Here is an 18335-nt window from a genome sequence, read left to right as displayed (position 1 = left end):
ATCCTTAACTTAAATTGGACACAGCTTTAATTATTTATCAGTAAAAAAATTTACCGTGTGTGGTTTTATTTTTATTGTAACTAGGTCATTTATATCAAATGACTGCGCTAGTTCAGCGGCAACTTCAATCTCTTGCTCATTCACGACTACTTTATAAACATAGCTTGAACCAATAAAACGACGGCTTAGCACCTTAACTGTTTGCTCACATTGCACCGAGGCCGGCGTTAGAGTTAAATGATGCGGGCGAATATATAGCTGTCCACTATCTGTACTATGGTGATGCGCAATAAGCGATTCGACCACTCCGTAGCATGTCGAATATTCAGTCGCCGTTAATACATCTGCATTTAAGTATATGCCCTGACCTAGAAACTCTGCAACCACCTTTGAGTTTGGAGCGTTAAAAAGCTGCTCTGGCGTGCCTTGTTGTGCAATTTTCCCTCGATGCATTACAGCCAACGTATCAGAAAACGCAAATGCCTCTTCTTTTGAGTGAGTAACAAACACGGCTGAAACCTGCTGATTTTTAATAATGCGGCGAATATCAGCAATTAATTCAAAACGAACTTGAGTGTCTATATTTGAAAAAGGTTCATCAAGCAACAGTAAGCTTGGCTTATAAGCCAATGCCCTAGCAATAGCAACTCTTTGCTGCTGCCCTCCTGATAACTGATGCGGAAAACGCATGGCACAACCTTGCAACTGCACTAACTCAAGCATTTCGTCAACACGTTGCTGCTTTTGGCTTTTACTCATTTTAGCTAAGCCAAATCCAATGTTATCTGCAACTGTTAAATGCGGGAACAACGCATAATCTTGAAACATCATGCCAATATTACGATGCTCAGGTGCTAAAAAAGTATCCTCATCAGAAACCAACTTAGTATCAATGAACACCTTGCCTTGGTTAGCAGTAACAATACCCGCAATCGCTTTTAAAGTGGTTGTTTTACCACAACCGCTAGATCCAAGCAGACAAACAATTTCATCTTTTTCAACAGTTAAATTTAAATGTTCGATCACTGCAGTATCATTATATTGATACGATAAATTTTCTAAAATTAAACTACTCATTTAACTGTGTTGCTCCATTGAGCGATTAACAAAATACAAAGGCACTAAGCCTACCACTACAATAGCAAGCGCAGAGATAGACGCCAGCTCCAATTGCTCATCACTGACATATTGGAACACATGTGTCGCCAGAGTTTCAAAATTGAATGGCCTGAGCAGTAAAGCAGCCGGTAGCTCTTTCATACATTCAATAAACACTAATAAGCCTGCGGTTAAAATTCCACGTCGTAATAAAGGAATATGCACTTTGCGTAACGTTTGCCCATAGCTTTTCCCCATAGATTGACTTGCCATATCAAGCGATGGACTAATTCGCATAAAACTCGCTTCAACAGCACCGTGCGCGATTGCGTAAAAGCGCACTACATAGGCAAAGATTATGGCAAATAACGTTCCACTAAGCAGCAACCCTGGTGCAGCCCCAAAAGGCTCTAACCAAGTATTAAGGCGGTCATCGAGTAGGGTTAAAGGTAGTAGTACAGCAATTGCTAAAACAGTGCCAGGTAATGCATAACCCGTACTGGCTAAGCGCCCTGGTACAAGTGAATATTGCTGTGTACTAATTCGCTGATAAAACACCACCAACAAGCTTAAAATAATAGTGATCACACACACAATGCCGGCAACTTTAAAACTTTGCCACGCGTACAAAAAGAACGCGTCATTCCACGCTTGCTCGGCATACGCAAATGCATAATTGAGTAACACCGCAACAGGTAGTACAAACGCAAAAAATAACACCGCACAACAAAGCAAGGTTGCCGACCAAGCAGCCTTCCCCTTTAAGCTGTAGAGGGTTTCACTGTTAAACCCTGATTGGCGCTCAAATACAGCTTGTTTTCGACGGCTAAAGCGCTCTAACATCAATGTTAAAAATAGTATTAACAACATAATGCCTGAAATTTTTGCCGCTGCAGTTAATGAGTAATAACCAAGCCAAGTGTCGTATACAGCTGTTGTTAGTGTACTTACTGCAAAGTAGTTAACTGTGGCAAAATCTGCCATCGTTTCCATGCTTATTAAGGTAAGCCCAGCCACTATTGCACCACGAGCCAGGGGTAAGCTCACACGGTAAAAGCTTTGCAAAGGAGACAAACCCATACCTTGGCTTGCCTGTACTAATTTAAATGATTGTTCGCGTAATGCGGTTTTAAATATTAAGTAAAGGTAAGGGTATAACACCAGTGCAATCATTATGATCGCACCAGGCAAAGTACGAATATCAAAAAACCAGTAATCATCGGGTGATTGCCAACCAAACCAATCCCGCAGTGCTATTTGTATAGGGCCTGCGTAATCAAATAGGTCAGTGTACACATAGGCAATAATGTAAGTTGGCATAGCAAGGGGTAACATTAACGCCCATTCAAACTGCTTTCTACCAGGAAAGCTACAATAGGCTGTAAGCCAAGCTAATGGTAATGCAAGTGCACAACTCACTACGCACACACCCACAATAAGTACTAATGTATTGCGAGTGTAATCCCATAATACGGTATTCCAAAGGTGGCTAAAAACATCAGAGTCGCCTTGTAGCGACTCGAAAAGTAAAAAGCATAATGGGGTTACTAATACAAGGCCAGTAACCCATGCAAAAAACTGCCATCGTGACGGCGAAAAATTAAAACTCATTAAAGATCGAACTTCACCTCATCAATCAACTTAAGCGCTAACGGACGATATTTGCTAATCTCATCAAGTGGTAAACTGTCTTCCTTAAAGCTACCCCATGACGCTACTAAACTTGATAATTCCACACCTGGCTTAACCGGATACTCCATATTAACCGAGGCATACATATTTTGTGCCTTATTGTCGGTCATAAACTCTATTAGTTTCAAGGCATTTTCTGGGTTTTTAGCGTACTTAGTAATAACCACACCCGATACATTAATATGTGAGCCTCTATTATCTTGATTCGGAAAGTTGATATTCACCGCATCGGCCCACGGTTTTTGCGCCGGGTCTTGGATCATTTTGCCAAAATAATAGCTGTTACCTAACGCTAAATCACACAAACCTTCTTTAACAGCCTTAACCTGAGCGCGATCATTGCCTTGTGGTTTACGTGCAAGGTTAGCTTTTACTCCCTCAAGCCACTGTTTCGTTTTAGCTTCACCATGATGCGCTATCATAGATGCTACTAACCCTAAGTTATAAGGATGTTTACCTGAGCGAGTACATAGCTTCCCTTTATATTTAGGATCAGCTAACTCCTCATAGCTTAAATGCGTCAATACGTCGATGCGCTCTTTAGATGAGTATACATTACGCACACGCTTAGTCAGTGCAATCCACTGCCCTTCATCATCACGAAACTTAGCTGGCACATTATTATTAACCGTTTCACTGCTAATAGCTTGGGTTAAATCCAGTTCATCTAACTGGACTAGATCACTAAAATTAGATGTAAGTACTAAATCTGCTTGGCTATGTTTGCCTTCACGCTTAACGCGCTCGATCAGCCCTTTTTTAGCAAATACCACATTAGTTTTAATACCTGTCTGTTTGGTAAAATCGTCCAAGATAGGTTGAATTAAAAATGATTGACGAAAAGAATATATATTTACTGCATCATCAGCCAAAACAGGGGCTGATATTGTCAATCCAAGCAAAATAGCGAGTGTTTTTTTCATAAGTATTTTTCATCTAAATAGTAATTATTATCAGCAAATAATACCTTTTCCCTATAAAAAGTGCACCCATTATCTAAGCTAAAGAGATAAGAGGAAATTACTTGTGAGATATATCTTACGGTACTGACAGCTAATGAGTATAAACAACAGGACAAACGTCACAAAAACAAACCAACCCATTGTTAATAAAGAACTTATTTACATATAATAAAAGACAGCCTAATTTTAAGTGTAATTAGATGCCTATTTTGTTTGCTTAAACGCTCTATACTTACTTCATCGGTTAAGCAAACAGGCTTAAATGAGTAAACGGACAAGGAATGATTACTCAGCAACCTCGGATTAAGGTTACGTTAGGAAAAGAAGGACTCACGGACAGGCTCAGGATGAGTAACACAAAGGATAGTACACACACGGACAGCGTCAAGAAGATGCGAAATGGATGAACAACAGGGCTCGAAAGAGAGTTGTTATACAGGAAGTTACAAAGCGGACGAATGGACAGGCCTTAAAGGCAACGCAATGGAACTGTTTAATAAAAGGATAGCATCAGGACGGTGCGTAAGGGATAGGTAATAGATTTTACCAACATGGAAGAACGGATACTACTTGGATACAGGCCCGGATAGCCTAAATTACGCAGAACGAATAAGTAAAAGCGTAATAACATGGATTAGTAAAAATTAGGAGTTGATTAAGTTCAATTGCAGGATGCAGAAAATTAGAAGATTCCGCAAGCGCGACTAGAGATAGTACGCGCTTTTCTTTTGCCTGAAATTCAACTATCAAAAAAACCAATATTTTATTTACAAAACATTTTAATAAATATTTATATCTTATTGTAATACATGCAACGTATAACTTTACTCGCTATAATGGCCGACCTTTATTTCGTTTACCTAATAAATATGCATCGCGAAACTTCATAAAATGCTGTTCAAGTTTATGGGATGCATCAAACTCACCCGCTAATGCTAACACCATGATTGCGACTTCAGCAGTGCCAAGTTGATGTGCATGAGGTGCAACCCGTAAACGGTAATCCGACAGTTTTTCAGCTGTAATCGATAATACCGGTAAGTTATCAAGATATGGACTCTTACGAATCATTTTTTTGGCCTCACGCCATGTGCCATCCAAAAAGATGAATAATGGTCGTTTACTCGGTTGCAATTTAACCTCAGTTATTACTCGCTCAGTATCTTCAACATCTGTTGCAGGAAAAATCACCATAGGCTGATATCGACAATCATTTAACAAGGCTAAAAGTTCACGGTCAGGGTCTGTTCTGTCCCAACGAAAGGCATAATTATCAGGCACTATTTCAGCGATTAAACGCCCCGTATTAGAAGGTTTAAAGCTTTCATTATGATACATAAGCATACAAACAGCTGCATTACACTGAGCCTGCTCAACGCCTTCACAAATACAATAATGCTTTGCAATCAAACACTGTTCACAACGGTCCATTTTACCGCCACGAGCATTAAACTCACGTCGAGATTCGCTAATTTGCTGTGCTCGTAAGGCCAAGACAGCATTGTTTGAAGTGTTAGTCACAGTGATTAGATACCTAAAAATTGCTCGGCGCAGTGTACGCTAAAGTAAAGAGGAATCAGCTATCAGCTATCAGCTATCAGCTATCAGCTATCAGCTATCAGCTATCAGCTATCAGCTATCAGCTATCAGCTATCAGCTATCAGCTATCAGCTATCAGCTATCAGCTATCAGCTATCAGCTACAAAGTTTCTCAGATTAACTTTGGTGTCAAGAGAAGCTTTTTTTACTGACGGCTTAGAGCTTTTTAAGCTTGTGTTGCATTACGCTGGCGCAGCACTTCAAACAAACAAATGCCCGTGGCAACGGATACATTAAGGCTTGAAACACTTCCTGCCATAGGGATTTTAACCAGTACGTCACAATGTTCGCGGGTTAAACGGCGCATGCCTTCACCTTCAGCGCCCATAACAATGGCCATAGGCCCTGTTAAGTTTGCATCAAATACATGGGTGTCTGTTTCGCCTGCGGTTCCAACAACCCATACACCTGCATCTTTAATTTCACGTAAAGTGCGGGCAAGGTTTGTCACTTGAATAAGCGGGACAGTTTCAGCCGCACCACAGGCTACTTTTCGTGCTGTGCCATTGAGTTTTGCTGACTTATCTTTTGGAACAATAATCGCGTGGACCCCAGCAGCATCAGCGCTACGTAGACAGGCACCTAGGTTATGCGGATCGGTAATGCCATCAAGCACCAGCAAAAACGGGGTGTCTTCACGGGCAATGATCACATCAAGATCTTTTTCATTGTATGTAGGCGCGGCTTTAACATTAGCGATGATACCTTGGTGCTGCTCATCTTTTGCTTTGTTATCAAGTGCTTTACGCTGCATAAACTGTACTGAAATACCAAATTTACGTGCTTCATTAATTATCGGGGTTAAGCGCTTATCATCACGTCCTTTTAGGGCGTAAATTTCTAAAAAACGCTCAGGCTCTTTTGCTAAAATTGCTTCAACAGAGTGAAAGCCAAAAATTAATTCATTACTCACGTATTATTTGCTCCTGGGCTGGTACGTTTACGGGCATTTTTGCCGGGTCTTTTTGGCTTTTTAACAGCCTTTTTCTTGGTTTTCTTTTTAGTTACGCCATCGGTTGTCGCTTTAGCTTTGCTGCGACTGGCAGGTTTCTTTTTACCTTTACTACTGCTTTGCGAGTCTGATTTACCCTTAGTACCCGCTGATGACTTACCTTTGCGAGGCTCTTTTTCATCGCCTTTTTTACCAGGGATTTTACCCGCTTTTAATTGTGAACGTACACTGGCTGGGGCATGACCCCCTTTTGCAGAACCACGACGGCGTGAATAACGGTCTTGAGCAACATCACCACTTAAAGTTAAGTTGATACGACGTTCATCCAAGCTCACCGAGGCAACTTGCACAGTGACTTTATCACCAAGGCGATACACCTTGTGAGTTTGCTCACCAATCAAGCAATGCTTAGCTGCATCATGCTGGAAATATTCACTACCTAAATTGGTTACATGAATTAAACCATCAATTTGTAAATCATTTAAGCGAATAAACAAACCAAAGTTTGTAACAGAAGATATAACACCTTCAAACTCATCACCCACATGATCTTGCATAAATTCACACTTAAGCCAATCAGCAACTTCACGTGTGGCATCATCTGCGCGGCGCTCAGTGGTCGAACATTGCTCGCCTAACTGATCAACTTCGTCATCACTATATACATAGTCACCCGAAGTTTGCATACCTTGTGCTTTTAAAATACCTTTAATTGCACGATGCACCACTAAATCAGGGTAACGGCGAATTGGCGAAGTAAAGTGTGCATATTCACCCAGCGCTAAACCAAAGTGCCCGATATTATCAGCTTGATATACCGCTTGCTTCATGGAGCGCAGCAACATGGTTTGAATAAGTTCAGCTTCAGGCCTGTCGCCAAGCTTTGCCAATACATGGGTAATTTCTTTCGGTGTTGGTTCATCACTGAGTGTTGATTCAATGCCAAGTTCAGACAAGAACTGTCTAAAGTTACCGAGTTTTTCGCCATCGGGTTCATCATGTACACGATAAAGCGCGCTGGCTTCATGTTTTTCAAGCATTTTAGCCGCAGATACATTGGCTAAAATCATACACTCTTCAATTAGCTTATGCGCATCATTACGTACCACTGGCACAATTGATTCAATCTTACGTTGCGCATTAAATACAAAGCGGGTTTCTAATGTTTCAAACTCAATAGCCCCACGCTGTTGGCGTGCTGACTTAAGTGCCATGTACATTTGCTGTAAATCAGTTAAATGCGGAACCACGGCGGCATATTCTTCACGTAGCTTTTCATCACCTTGCAATATAGCATTGGTTTTGGTGTAAGTGAGGCGCGCATGCGAGTTCATAACCGCTTCGTAAAAACGATAACCAGAGAGCTTACCTGCTTCTGATACCATCATTTCAGCAACCATGCATAAACGATCAACTTCAGGGTTTAATGAACATAACCCATTAGAGAGCACTTTTGGCAGCATAGGAATAACTTGCTCAGGAAAATACACTGAGTTACCACGTTCAATGGCTTCTTTGTTAAGTGGGGTATTCATGCCAACATAATGAGATACGTCAGCAATGGCTACCCATAAACGCCAACCACCAGACTTTTTACGTTCACAGTAAACGGCATCATCAAAATCACGGGCATCTTCACCATCAATGGTTACTAATGGTAAATCACGTAAATCTACGCGATTTTGTTTATCGGCTTCTTCTACAAACTCACCTAAATGAGCAACTTGTTTTTCAACAGCTTCGGGCCATACATGGGGAATATCGTGGTTACGCAGCGCCACTTCAATTTCCATTCCCGGCGCTAAATGCTCACCCAGTACATCAATAACTTTACCTACTGCGTTCATATTGCGACTAGGGTTTTGCGTTATTTGCACTTGCACCATTTGGTTGTGGCGAGCGCCTTTTTCAGTACCTGGTAAAATTATAATGTCTTGCGTAATACGAGGATCTTCAGCCACCACTACTGCAATACCATGCTCAACAAAATAGCGACCGACAATTGGCGCACGTTCATTGGTCAGCACTTTAATAATTCGTGCATCACATTTACCGCCAGAGCCACGTTTAGTGCCTTTCGCGAGTACAATGTCACCGTGCAGCACCATATTCATTTGATGCTTGGCAATAAACCAGTCTTTACTTTCGCCTTCAACTTCTAAAAAGCCAAACCCGTCTCTATGACCTATGACTTTACCTTTCGTCAGGCCAGCTTCGTCAATTAAGGCGTAACATTTAAACTTATTGAAATATAACTGACCATCGCGCTCCATAGCACGCAAACGGCGTTTAAATGCTATTTGACGCTCGTCGTCGTTCACCGCCATTTCTTCACATAACTGCTGAAAGTTGGCTGGTTTTGCACGGTCTTTTATATGAGTAAGTATAAACTCACGGCTTGGGACGGGGTTTTCGTACTTTTCTTGTTCTCGACTGAGATTAGGATCTTGGTTTGACATTCACTATCTTGTTAATTGGTTATGTTGTTATTTTAACCCATAACCGAACAATGAGACAGGCAAAAGCTATGAAACTTTTAAGAAAGCCAATTTAGTTACGCTAAAGGGGCTAAAAAAAGCTACAACCAGCCTTTTTGCTTGGCTATTCGTGCCGCATCTACTCGGTTACTGGCATTTAATTTCGCAATGGCTTCTGATAAATAATTACGCACAGTGCCCTCACTTAAGAATAACCTTGTGGCAATTTCAGCAGTTTTCAACCCTTCACTGGCTAACTGCAATGCTTTTCGTTCTTTGTCTGATAGTGGATCGTTATCTTCCAGTGCATTTAAGGCAAGTTCTGAGTCAATCACTTTTTGTCCTGTCATCACTTTTTTTAAGGTCGCAATTAAGCTATCGCTGGGTGCCTCTTTAAGTACAAAACCTTTTACTCCCGCGGCCATAGAGCGGCGAATATACCCTGAACGTGAAAATGTAGTCATGATCACCACTTTTATTGCAGGAAAGTCTACATATAGTTTTTGGGCGAGCTCAATGCCGGTCATAATAGGCATTTCAATATCAGTTAACACTATATCAGGCTTTAAATCGGCTATTTCTTGCAACGCTGTTTGGCCATTCGTTGCTTGCCCTACCACCTCTATACCTATGTCCAAACTTAATAAAGCAGCCACTGCGCCGCGAACCAAGCCCTGATCTTCTACTAGATAAACTTTTATCATATGAGCTCCTTTACTGGCTGTGATAATGGCAGCTCAATCTTCAAGCCAAAGCTTTGTCCTATTTCCAAATCCGCAGTGCCACCAAGTTGTACTGCACGCTCTTTAATACCTGTTAAACCATTACCTAGGGTTATGTTTGAGCAGTCATCTTGATTACTAATATTTATAAAAAGTTGCTGCTGTGTTTGCTCAACATGTATATCACAGCGCTTACTTCTACTGTGACGCATTAAGTTGGTAACAGCCTCTTTGATTATTAAGTTTGCAACGCCTTCAACAGCAGCAGGAAGCTTATCAACTTTTGCTTTGAGCTTAACTGTAAAACCCTGCTCAATTAAACGCTGATGTAGTGTATTAAGTTGGGTATGAATATTCAGTTCTTTCAAGTCACTCACTGCACTTCTAACATCACTAAGAAGTGCTCTTGCAAGCTCCGCTACTTGCTCAATTTCATTATTTGCTTGAGAGTAACGCTCGGCGTGATTAAGCTTACTGGCAAGCTCTGACTTAAGTGCAATTGATGATAATGAATGGCCTAAAATATCGTGTAAGTCACGTGCAATTCTTTCCCGTTCTGCAATTGCTGCTAATTGTTCTAATTGCTTTGCACTTTCCTGCTCACGCATTTTATGAATATATTCTTTTCGCGCTGCGGCACCAAAACTAAAAAGCGTAATACTCAAAATTAATGAGCCCGCCAAAAAGTATTCAGCGTTTTGAATACCTGTAATATAAGCACTCGCAGCAACACCTAAAAACACACTTGCAATAGCAGCTATCCTAGGTAGCTTTATAAAACTAAAACCTGCAATATAAGCCGTAAAACCAAATAACGTTGAAGTACCTGTGGTAAAAAAACTGGCAGACACACAAACTATCACCATCGCCACAAACAACTCAGTTACCTGACCTACGCTTTTACCAACAGCCTTGATATACAAGACAACAAATGCAATGTAGAGTCCTAATGTGGCGCTTATATTTAATGCACTTAGTTGAGAAAAATTAAATAGTGTCGGTAATAAGTAGAAGCCAGTAAATAAAAGAGGCCCCCAACTCCAAAATGTTTTTGACTTTATATTACTGATAATTTTCATCGTCAATTCCCGATTATGCACTGTGTAATTTCAGGCCTATTACACCAGCTAGTATAAGTGCAATACAACCTAGCTGAACAAATGACAACGGCTCTTTTAACCAGACAAAGCTAAATAAACAAATACCCACAGTGCCAATTCCTACCCACACAGCATAACCTACTCCAAGCGGTAATGACTTTAAGGCATATGATAAAAATGCAAAGCTTATCCACATTGATATAAACGTAATCACACTCGGCCACAGTTTAGTAAAACCATTTGACTGCTTCATTGCCAGCGCCCACACTACTTCAAAAATGCCTGCGATTAATAAACTCATCCATGCTGCACTATTCATAGTTAATTTACCTTACTGAAGTTAATCATCTCAATAGATTAACTATCTCTTTTAAAGCAGGCTTAGTGTAGTGTAAATTGTCATTAATCAAACTGACTTTTGTCATAATCAACATACAGAAAGCGACAAAGTGCGCCATTATATTTTCAAAATAAAGTGCTAACCTTAATAAGGAATGGGATGCAACCACAACAACAAAGCTTGATGTATTTACACATTGCAGTGCTTCTATTTGGCGGTACTGCGCTCTTTGCTAAATTGATTAATCTTAATGCCTTAGATATCACAGTGTACCGATCTGCAATCGCGGCAATTGCACTTTTAATATTATTAGTAGTACAAAAAAAAACGGTTAAGCTTCGCTCAACTAAAGATAACGCCATAGCGCTTTTTTTAGGAGTAACAGTGGGACTCCATTGGGTAACTTATTTTGCAGGAATGCAACTAGCAGGGATTGCCGTGGGTATGATTGCATTTTTTACTTACCCTGTTATCACCGTATTTATAGAGCCTTTTTTCCATGGTGATACGCCCAAACTAAAAGATTTAATAAGCGCTGCTGTTGTCATGGTAGGAATCTATTTACTGACTCCTGATGCAAATATTGGTAACGATGTAACTTTAGGTATCATAATAGGCATCATATCGGCTTTTTTCTTTGCTTTTAGAAACATCATTCATAAACGCTACTTTAGCCAGTATGGCGGTCCACAAACCATGCTTTACCAAACCCTAGTGGCATGTCTTATGTTGTGTGCTTTTATAGACGTGCCCATCACGCAAGTAACTCAATATGATTTAAGTTTATTAATTGTTGCAGGCGTTATTTTTACGGCAACACCACACTCGTTATTTGCAGCTAGTTTACAGTATTTATCTGCATCAACGGCTGGGCTGATATCTTGTTTACAGCCATTATACGGGACATTTTTAGCTTTTTTATTATTACATGAACACCCTTCATTACTGACTTTGGTCGGTGGAACTTTAGTGATCAGCGCTGCGTTTTACGAAACCTGGTCAGTGACACGGAAACACAGATGATGAAAATATTTGCTCACCGCGGCGCAAGCGGTAACTATCCTGAAAATACGCAAAGTGCAATCAAAGCAGCCGTTGAAATAGAAGTAGATGGCATTGAAGTAGATGTACAAAGTTGCTCAGACGATTACATGATCATCCATGATACCTGGCTCGACCGAACCACCAGCGGACGCGGTAAAGTAAATAAACTAACCCGTGAGCAAATTCAACGCTTTGATGCAGGCAATGGAGAGTTTGTGCCGACTCTTAGCCAACTTATTGATTGGGTAGACAACAAAACACTGGTTAATTTAGAGCTCAAGCATACTTTTTCTCTAGATAAGTTTGTTGCACAGATTGAAGCAAGTGTAACTGACAATCAACTCTCTCGCGAAAACCTTTTAGTGTCGTCGTTTGATCACCATCAACTCATGTGGCTTAAACAACAGTTACCATGGGTAAAAATAGGTGCATTAACAGCTTCAATCCCTATTAACTACGCCGAGTTTGCTCAGCGACTGCATGCATACAGCATTCACATTGACAAAAACTTTATTAATCATGAGTTTGTTACTGATGCCAAGAGCAGAGGCTTGGAAGTTTATGCCTATACTGTTGATAAGCAAGAAGACATAGAGCAAATGCTAGAATATGGTGTCGACGGTATTTTTACTAACTACCCATGCAATACTAAAATGATTTTAAATTCACTCTTATAAGTATTTTCAGAGGTTGTTGTTTATCCTATATTCTTGAATTAATTTAAATTTGAACGATACTGAGTAAAACACGATGCAGCAATCAAGCGGACCATTGATGAGTGGGTATATGCGTATTTATAATTTAATTGAACAGAGTTTATTCTTCACTTTAACAAGAAAAATAGTCGGTAATTTAAGCTTTGTTTTTGCTTTTCAATTAGTAACTCTAATTTGGTTACACCAAACTCTGAATGAGCAAAATGCAAATACAGGCTTATTTTGGTTACTTACTGGCATAATTGTCATCGGTTTTGCTTTTACTATTTTTTACATGCGTTTTTTAATCGTACGCCCAGTAACAGCTATGCGCGACACCCTCGCTCAAATAAATCAACAGGATGCAAACCTTAGCGCTAAATTGCCACAGTTTACTTATGATGAATTTCGTGAAATAAGCGAACAATATAATCAATTTACCACTCATTTAACTGAGTTGCTTGCAACCACCTACCAAAGCGCACAAGCAAATGCGCAAAGTAACAGTGACGTTACTCACTCAATGCAGCAAACAGCAGCATTAAGCGAACAGCAAATTAATTTTAGTCAAACAATTACATCAGCGAGTAATCAAATAACTGAAAACTTACAAGGTATTGTCACCAATACTGATAGTGTGCATGAAGTGAATTCTGAACATTTAAACTTTGTTACTGATTCAGCTAACGAACTCACTGAATTAGTCTCTCAAGTAAAATCTATTGGCCAAGTCCTTGGTAACTTTTCAAAGACTATTTCCGGATTAAAGCAAAATAGTGAAAATATTCGTAGTATATTAAAAATGGTTGAGGAATTTTCAGATCAAACTAATTTGTTAGCTTTAAATGCTGCTATTGAAGCCGCTCGCGCCGGCGAGGCTGGTAGAGGGTTTGCAGTTGTAGCTGACGAAGTTAGAACCTTATCAGTGAAAGTAAGTGACGCAACCAGGCAAATAAGTGACTTTATCAATCAAATGGACTCCCTTGTAGGTCAAACAAATAAAGAGTCAGAGCAGCTGATGAGCTACTCAAGCAATGCGGAAGGAACAATAAGTAAGACCTCTCATGGCTTTACTCAACGACTCATTGAGTTTGAACAAAACCAACAACAACTTCAACAAATAGTCAGTGCTGTACACCAGTTAGAGCAAACCCAAAATCAGACCCATCAGACCGTTGAGGAAATTGTAGCACTCGGTTCACAAGCTAAGTCTCAAATAGATATAGCACTAACTGACTGCCAACAATCACAACGACTCAGTGAGCATACTCAACAACAGTTGCAGCGCTTCGTTAAGGAACAGTGATTTTGCACTGCGATTATGATAAATTGCGCCGCTACTTTCATGATTAGCGTGCCCAAGTGACAAGCTCAACTCCTAACTACCAACAACTTGCTTTAGATATAAAACAATGGGGCAAAGAGCTCGGCTTTAGTGAGGTCGGTATTACCGATATTGATTTAACTAAGCATGAAGCCCAACTTCAACGTTGGCTTGATTTAGGTTATCACGGCGATATGGAATATATGGCGGCGCATGGTATGAAACGCGCTCGCCCTGCCCAACTTGTCCCCGGAACGCAACGGGTTATTTCGGTCAAAATGAACTACCTGCCTCCAGATGCAAGTTTTGCCAAAAACCTTAAAAATACTGATAAAGCTTATATTAGTCGCTACGCGCTTGGCCGTGATTATCATAAGTTGATGCGCAATCGTATAAAAAAGTTAGGTCAAAAAATAGAGCAGCATGTTGATCAACTTGGTTTTCGTCCATTTGTTGACTCAGCCCCAGTTATGGAACGTCAACTTGCAGAAAAAGCAGGCCTTGGCTGGCGTGGCAAGCATAGTTTATTGATAAACAAAGAAGCCGGCTCGTGGTTTTTTCTTGGTGAGTTATTTGTTGATATACCGCTACCGATAGATAAACCTAATGAATTTGAAGGCTGCGGGAAATGTGTAGCATGTATAACCCTCTGCCCTACAGGGGCGATTGTTGAACCGTATGTGGTTGATGCACGCAAATGTATTTCATACTTAACCATTGAACTACAAGGTCCAATCCCTGAACAATATCGTGCATTATTAGGCAATCGTGTTTATGGCTGTGATGACTGCCAATTAGTATGCCCATGGAACCGCTACGGTCAAATTACCGATGAAGCTGACTTTCACCCACGTAAACAACTCAAAGATAAAGATCTGCTTGAACTGTTTGCTTGGGATGAAGCTACTTTTTTAAAAAACACCGAAGGCAGTCCCATCAGGCGCATTGGCCACCAGCGTTGGCAGCGTAACTTAGCCGTTGGGCTAGGAAACGCTGAATTTAATCAAACAATTATTGATGCTCTTAATAGCACACGAGAGCATGCATCTGAATTGGTAAAAGAACATATTGATTGGGCCCTCGAACAACAATTAAAAAAACAAAAGCAGCTTCGTAAAACTGCTCGTTTAATCAGAATTGTCGAAAAAGGCCTACCTCGAGACGCATAGCTATTTGCTGATTAAAAGAGTTAAGTCTTGCTCAATCTCGTTAAATGCCGCTTTGACGCCTTTTACAGACGCCTCACGAGCCACTGAGTTTTGAATCGTTTGATCTACCTTTTGATAAATAAACATTTCTTGGTCGTCATCTAACCCCATAGTCGGGATCCGCTCTTCGAGTTCTTCTTGTAAGCGTTTAAACACTGCTTCATTAGATACTCTATTTTCATCAAGTAACTCTATCAAGTTCTGAAACTTTTTATGTAGCATAGTAACCACATTATTAAAATTATCTTGCTGAGACTTTAATTTTTTACAGGTTAAAATTGCACGTAATTGCTGCTCTGTCACACTCACTAAAAAACACACATGATCACGAATTCGGCCATGTTTATCTGGGTCGTGATCTGGCATATTTAGAATCAGCATACTGATCAGTTCATAGTTAACTAAAATGCGATGAGAAAACTCATGTAAACGCCCTTTACTCTTTAACATATCAAATAGCTCTATCACGATAGGTGAACAGCTACCATTTAAAGCAAAATGCTGTGCCGGCTCAGGGTCTAATCTAAACTCAATATTACTTTGTAAATCAAAACTATTGAGACAATTAACCAAGGCTTGGCCTAGGTCTTTAACGTTATCTATTAATGCAATACTTTCAATATAGTTAACTATTTGCCCCATTTCACTGCAATTGGCCATTGCATTAAAAGCCGTCGATGTTGCATCTTCTACCTGTTGCTCTAAACTTGCTTTTTCAAGTAACACGTCGTTTAAATGGACAAGTTTTGCTTTAAGTTCATCTTGGCTAAATGGCTTAACAATATAATCTTCTGCCCCAACAGCATAACCTTCCATCCGCTCTTCCACCGTGCCTCTGGCAGATACAAACATGACTATCATATGTTCAGTCTTTGGGTTTGCCTTTAATTGCTTACACACTTCATAACCATTCATTTTTGGCATACTAACATCAAGCAAAATAACTTGTGGTAAGAACTCTTCGACCATACTTAAGCATTCAGGCCCCCCACTTGCTACCTTTAACTCAAAAGGAAGATCTTCCAAAATTTCTTCAATTATTTCGAGGTTAAAAGGTTCGTCATCCACAGCTAAAATTCGAGTTAAAGGCATAAATATATGTCATCCATTCTTATATTGTCTTTTAATAGTTTAGTCTCAAAAAAAACACTTACCAGTCAGTCTAAGTAATTTATTTCTCCTGTGTACAAGATGTCGTTGTTTTCAGCGGCAATTTAACCTTAATTGTTGTGCCGCCTAAATCATTATTATGCGCAGTAATATCACCTTGATGTAAAAGCACAAATTCCCTACATAAAGCTAAACCTAAGCCAGTTCCTCCTGAACCATTATTCGTTTTACTACTTTGTATAAATTTTGAGAAAACATGTTCTAATTCATCTTCAGGAATACCCACGCCGCTATCAATCACTTCTATCATTGCATGCTGTTCTATTTGCATTAGTGTTAAGGTTATATCGCTATGAGGACCACTAAACTTCAGCGCATTGCCTAAGATATTGCGTAAAAGTTGATTTACTTGCTCTTCATCACAATCAGCTACGACAGATGTTTGGGGGGGCTGGTATGCGATTTCTATTTCTTTTTCCATCGCAGTCCCTGCAACATCCTCTATTGCCGTTTTAATTATATGACTCAAGTCATGTGCCTGTGGATTGAACGGAAATTTACCTACATCTAGTTTAGATAAATCTAATAAGTTATTTAATAATGAAAGTAAACGTTCACCGCTGGACTCAATTCTAGTTAAGTATTTAAGTAACTTATCAGCGGAGAAATCCCCTTTACGAAGCTTCTCTAACCCAAACCGAGCAAAACTTAAAATTGAATGCATGGGTGTTCTTAACTCATGAGACATATTCGCCAAAAATTCTGATTTACTATGATTAGCAGCTTCGGCTAAATCTTTTGCTTGTTCCAATTGACACGTTCTTGCGCGGACTTGCTCTTCAAGCATATCTTTAGCTTCTAATAAAAGCTCCTCTTTTTGTTTCAAGTGCGTTACATTTTTGAAGATGACAGCCAATGCTATTTCTCCATGGTGGTCAATCTCATTAAATGAGCCGACTAAAGGAATTCCAGCTCCCTCTTTTTGAGGCAAGTATAAATCACAGCTAAACTGTCGGTTTAAATTAAGTGTGGTTATTTTTTCTTTAATCTGTGAAATAGAGGGACTATCTAATAGCTCGAACACCGAACGCCCTTGAAAATCTTTTGCAGCTAGAGAAAACAGCCGTGAACAAGCATCATTCGCTTCAATAATTTTGCCATTACGCTCAAATAACATTATCGCATCTGGAGTATGCTTATAAATAACACGCAATAAACTGTCTTTTTCAATTAGCGCATCAACAGTATCTTGAAGTCGCTCAACCAGTTCAGTGTTATGACGCTTTAATAATTCTGTTTGCCAAAGTTTATGCAGGGATTGTAGCAATACGTTTTCATCAAGTGGCTTTATTAAAACGTCTTCAACACCTTGGCGAATAGCTTCAATCATCGAAACTTGATCCGGTTTTGAGGTAAACAGCAAGCAGCGACACTGTGGTTGCAACTGCTTTAACTTGGCAAATACTTCAAGGCCTGAGCCATCAGGTAAACTGAAGTCGCTAAGCAACAAGTCAAACTTTTGCTTGTTTGCATGAGCTACAGCTTCATTTAAAGTACTTGCGGATTTTGTTGGAATATGTGCACCGAGCAAACTTCTCTCTATTTTTTCTAGCCGCTGCGGAATATGGTCGACGAGCAATACGGTAGGTAGTTGTAATATAAAATCGGAACCAAGTTCTAAGATGCTTTCAAGCAAAGAGCTGATTTCTTTATTGACAAAAAACGGATAGATAACCACCGCATTAGGCATCAGCCTATTAAGTTCACTGAACGCATTTAGCTGCTCGCCATTTTCAGCTTTGGGGGCTAATAATAAAAAATTATCTTTACTTACTTGAGCCACTAACAATTGTGCTATATCTAATGGCGTACCATGTGCAATTGCAATTAAGTCATAGTCGTTTAATAGCTCTTCCTCATGCAACATTGAAAAATGAGTCAGTTCAACCTCACAGCCTATGAGTTCAAGTAACACTTTGACTCGCATTGCTAATACACTACTGCTATCAACG

The 18335-nt window shown here is 39.9% G+C and carries 15 protein-coding genes; 4 read left to right on the top strand and 11 right to left on the bottom strand.

Annotation, left to right across the window (positions count from 1 at the left end; genetic code table 11):
- Positions 1-30: 30 nt before the first annotated feature.
- The 9 genes from AAEU30_RS14240 to AAEU30_RS14200 all read right to left on the bottom strand — a co-directional run bounded on the left by AAEU30_RS14240 (position 31) and on the right by AAEU30_RS14200 (position 10921).
- Positions 31-1077 (bottom strand): ABC transporter ATP-binding protein, encoded by a 1047-nt coding sequence (locus AAEU30_RS14240; protein ID WP_421961054.1) that lies wholly within the window; start codon positions 1075-1077, stop codon positions 31-33.
- Positions 1078-2709: an ABC transporter permease gene (locus tag AAEU30_RS14235; RefSeq protein WP_421961053.1), complete on the bottom strand. Its 1632-nt coding sequence runs from the start codon at positions 2707-2709 to the stop codon at positions 1078-1080.
- Complete coding sequence (locus tag AAEU30_RS14230) at positions 2709-3713, bottom strand: Fe(3+) ABC transporter substrate-binding protein (protein ID WP_421961052.1); 1005 nt, start codon at positions 3711-3713, stop codon at positions 2709-2711. The genes AAEU30_RS14235 and AAEU30_RS14230 overlap by 1 nt, the downstream gene beginning before the upstream one ends.
- 870 nt (positions 3714-4583) lie before the next feature.
- A complete protein-coding gene (locus AAEU30_RS14225; RefSeq protein ID WP_421961051.1) occupies positions 4584-5273 on the bottom strand; it encodes a tRNA-uridine aminocarboxypropyltransferase in 690 nt (229 codons plus the stop codon).
- Positions 5274-5517: 244 nt separating this feature from the next.
- Positions 5518-6264, bottom strand: a complete 747-nt coding sequence (rlmB, locus tag AAEU30_RS14220; RefSeq protein ID WP_087531074.1) for a 23S rRNA (guanosine(2251)-2'-O)-methyltransferase RlmB — start codon at positions 6262-6264, stop codon at positions 5518-5520.
- A complete protein-coding gene (rnr, locus tag AAEU30_RS14215; protein ID WP_421961050.1) occupies positions 6261-8762 on the bottom strand; it encodes a ribonuclease R in 2502 nt (833 codons plus the stop codon). The genes rlmB and rnr overlap by 4 nt, the downstream gene beginning before the upstream one ends.
- A gap of 119 nt (positions 8763-8881) precedes the next feature.
- Positions 8882-9484, bottom strand: coding sequence for a response regulator transcription factor (locus AAEU30_RS14210; RefSeq protein WP_421961049.1), 603 nt, complete (start codon positions 9482-9484; stop codon positions 8882-8884).
- Positions 9481-10581, bottom strand: a complete 1101-nt coding sequence (locus AAEU30_RS14205) for a sensor histidine kinase (RefSeq protein ID WP_421961048.1) — start codon at positions 10579-10581, stop codon at positions 9481-9483. Before AAEU30_RS14205 ends, AAEU30_RS14210 begins: the two co-directional genes overlap by 4 nt.
- Positions 10582-10594: 13 nt before the next feature.
- A complete protein-coding gene (locus tag AAEU30_RS14200) occupies positions 10595-10921 on the bottom strand; it encodes a DMT family transporter (RefSeq protein WP_421961047.1) in 327 nt (108 codons plus the stop codon).
- Positions 10922-11101: 180 nt separating this feature from the next.
- Between AAEU30_RS14200 and AAEU30_RS14195 the strand changes: the two genes are divergently transcribed.
- From AAEU30_RS14195 to queG, 4 genes are all read left to right on the top strand, one after another.
- Positions 11102-11965: a DMT family transporter gene (locus tag AAEU30_RS14195; RefSeq protein WP_421961046.1), complete on the top strand. Its 864-nt coding sequence runs from the start codon at positions 11102-11104 to the stop codon at positions 11963-11965.
- Positions 11962-12663, top strand: a complete 702-nt coding sequence (locus AAEU30_RS14190) for a glycerophosphodiester phosphodiesterase (RefSeq protein ID WP_421961045.1) — start codon at positions 11962-11964, stop codon at positions 12661-12663. Before AAEU30_RS14195 ends, AAEU30_RS14190 begins: the two co-directional genes overlap by 4 nt.
- Before the next feature lie 97 nt (positions 12664-12760).
- Positions 12761-13987: a methyl-accepting chemotaxis protein gene (locus AAEU30_RS14185; protein WP_421961094.1), complete on the top strand. Its 1227-nt coding sequence runs from the start codon at positions 12761-12763 to the stop codon at positions 13985-13987.
- A gap of 56 nt (positions 13988-14043) precedes the next feature.
- Positions 14044-15174, top strand: a complete 1131-nt coding sequence (gene queG, locus AAEU30_RS14180; protein WP_421961044.1) for a tRNA epoxyqueuosine(34) reductase QueG — start codon at positions 14044-14046, stop codon at positions 15172-15174.
- On the opposite strand, the gene AAEU30_RS14175 is transcribed toward queG, so the two are convergent.
- Together AAEU30_RS14175 and AAEU30_RS14170 are read right to left on the bottom strand one after the other, a co-directional pair.
- The gene (locus AAEU30_RS14175; RefSeq protein WP_421961043.1) at positions 15175-16305 is read right to left on the bottom strand and encodes a response regulator; all 1131 of its coding nucleotides are present in this window, start codon (positions 16303-16305) and stop codon (positions 15175-15177) included.
- Between the two features lie 79 nt (positions 16306-16384).
- Positions 16385-18310 carry a hybrid sensor histidine kinase/response regulator gene (locus tag AAEU30_RS14170; protein WP_421961093.1) on the bottom strand — a complete coding sequence of 642 codons (1926 nt, stop codon included), beginning with the start codon at positions 18308-18310 and terminating at the stop codon, positions 16385-16387.
- Positions 18311-18335 lie beyond the last annotated feature (25 nt).

The sequence above is a fragment of the Pseudoalteromonas mucoides genome (genome assembly GCF_049257175.1).
Taxonomy (GTDB): Bacteria; Pseudomonadota; Gammaproteobacteria; order Enterobacterales; family Alteromonadaceae; genus Pseudoalteromonas.
Note: the sequence above shows the minus strand (reverse complement) of the source record. Positions and strands in the feature narration are given on the sequence as shown.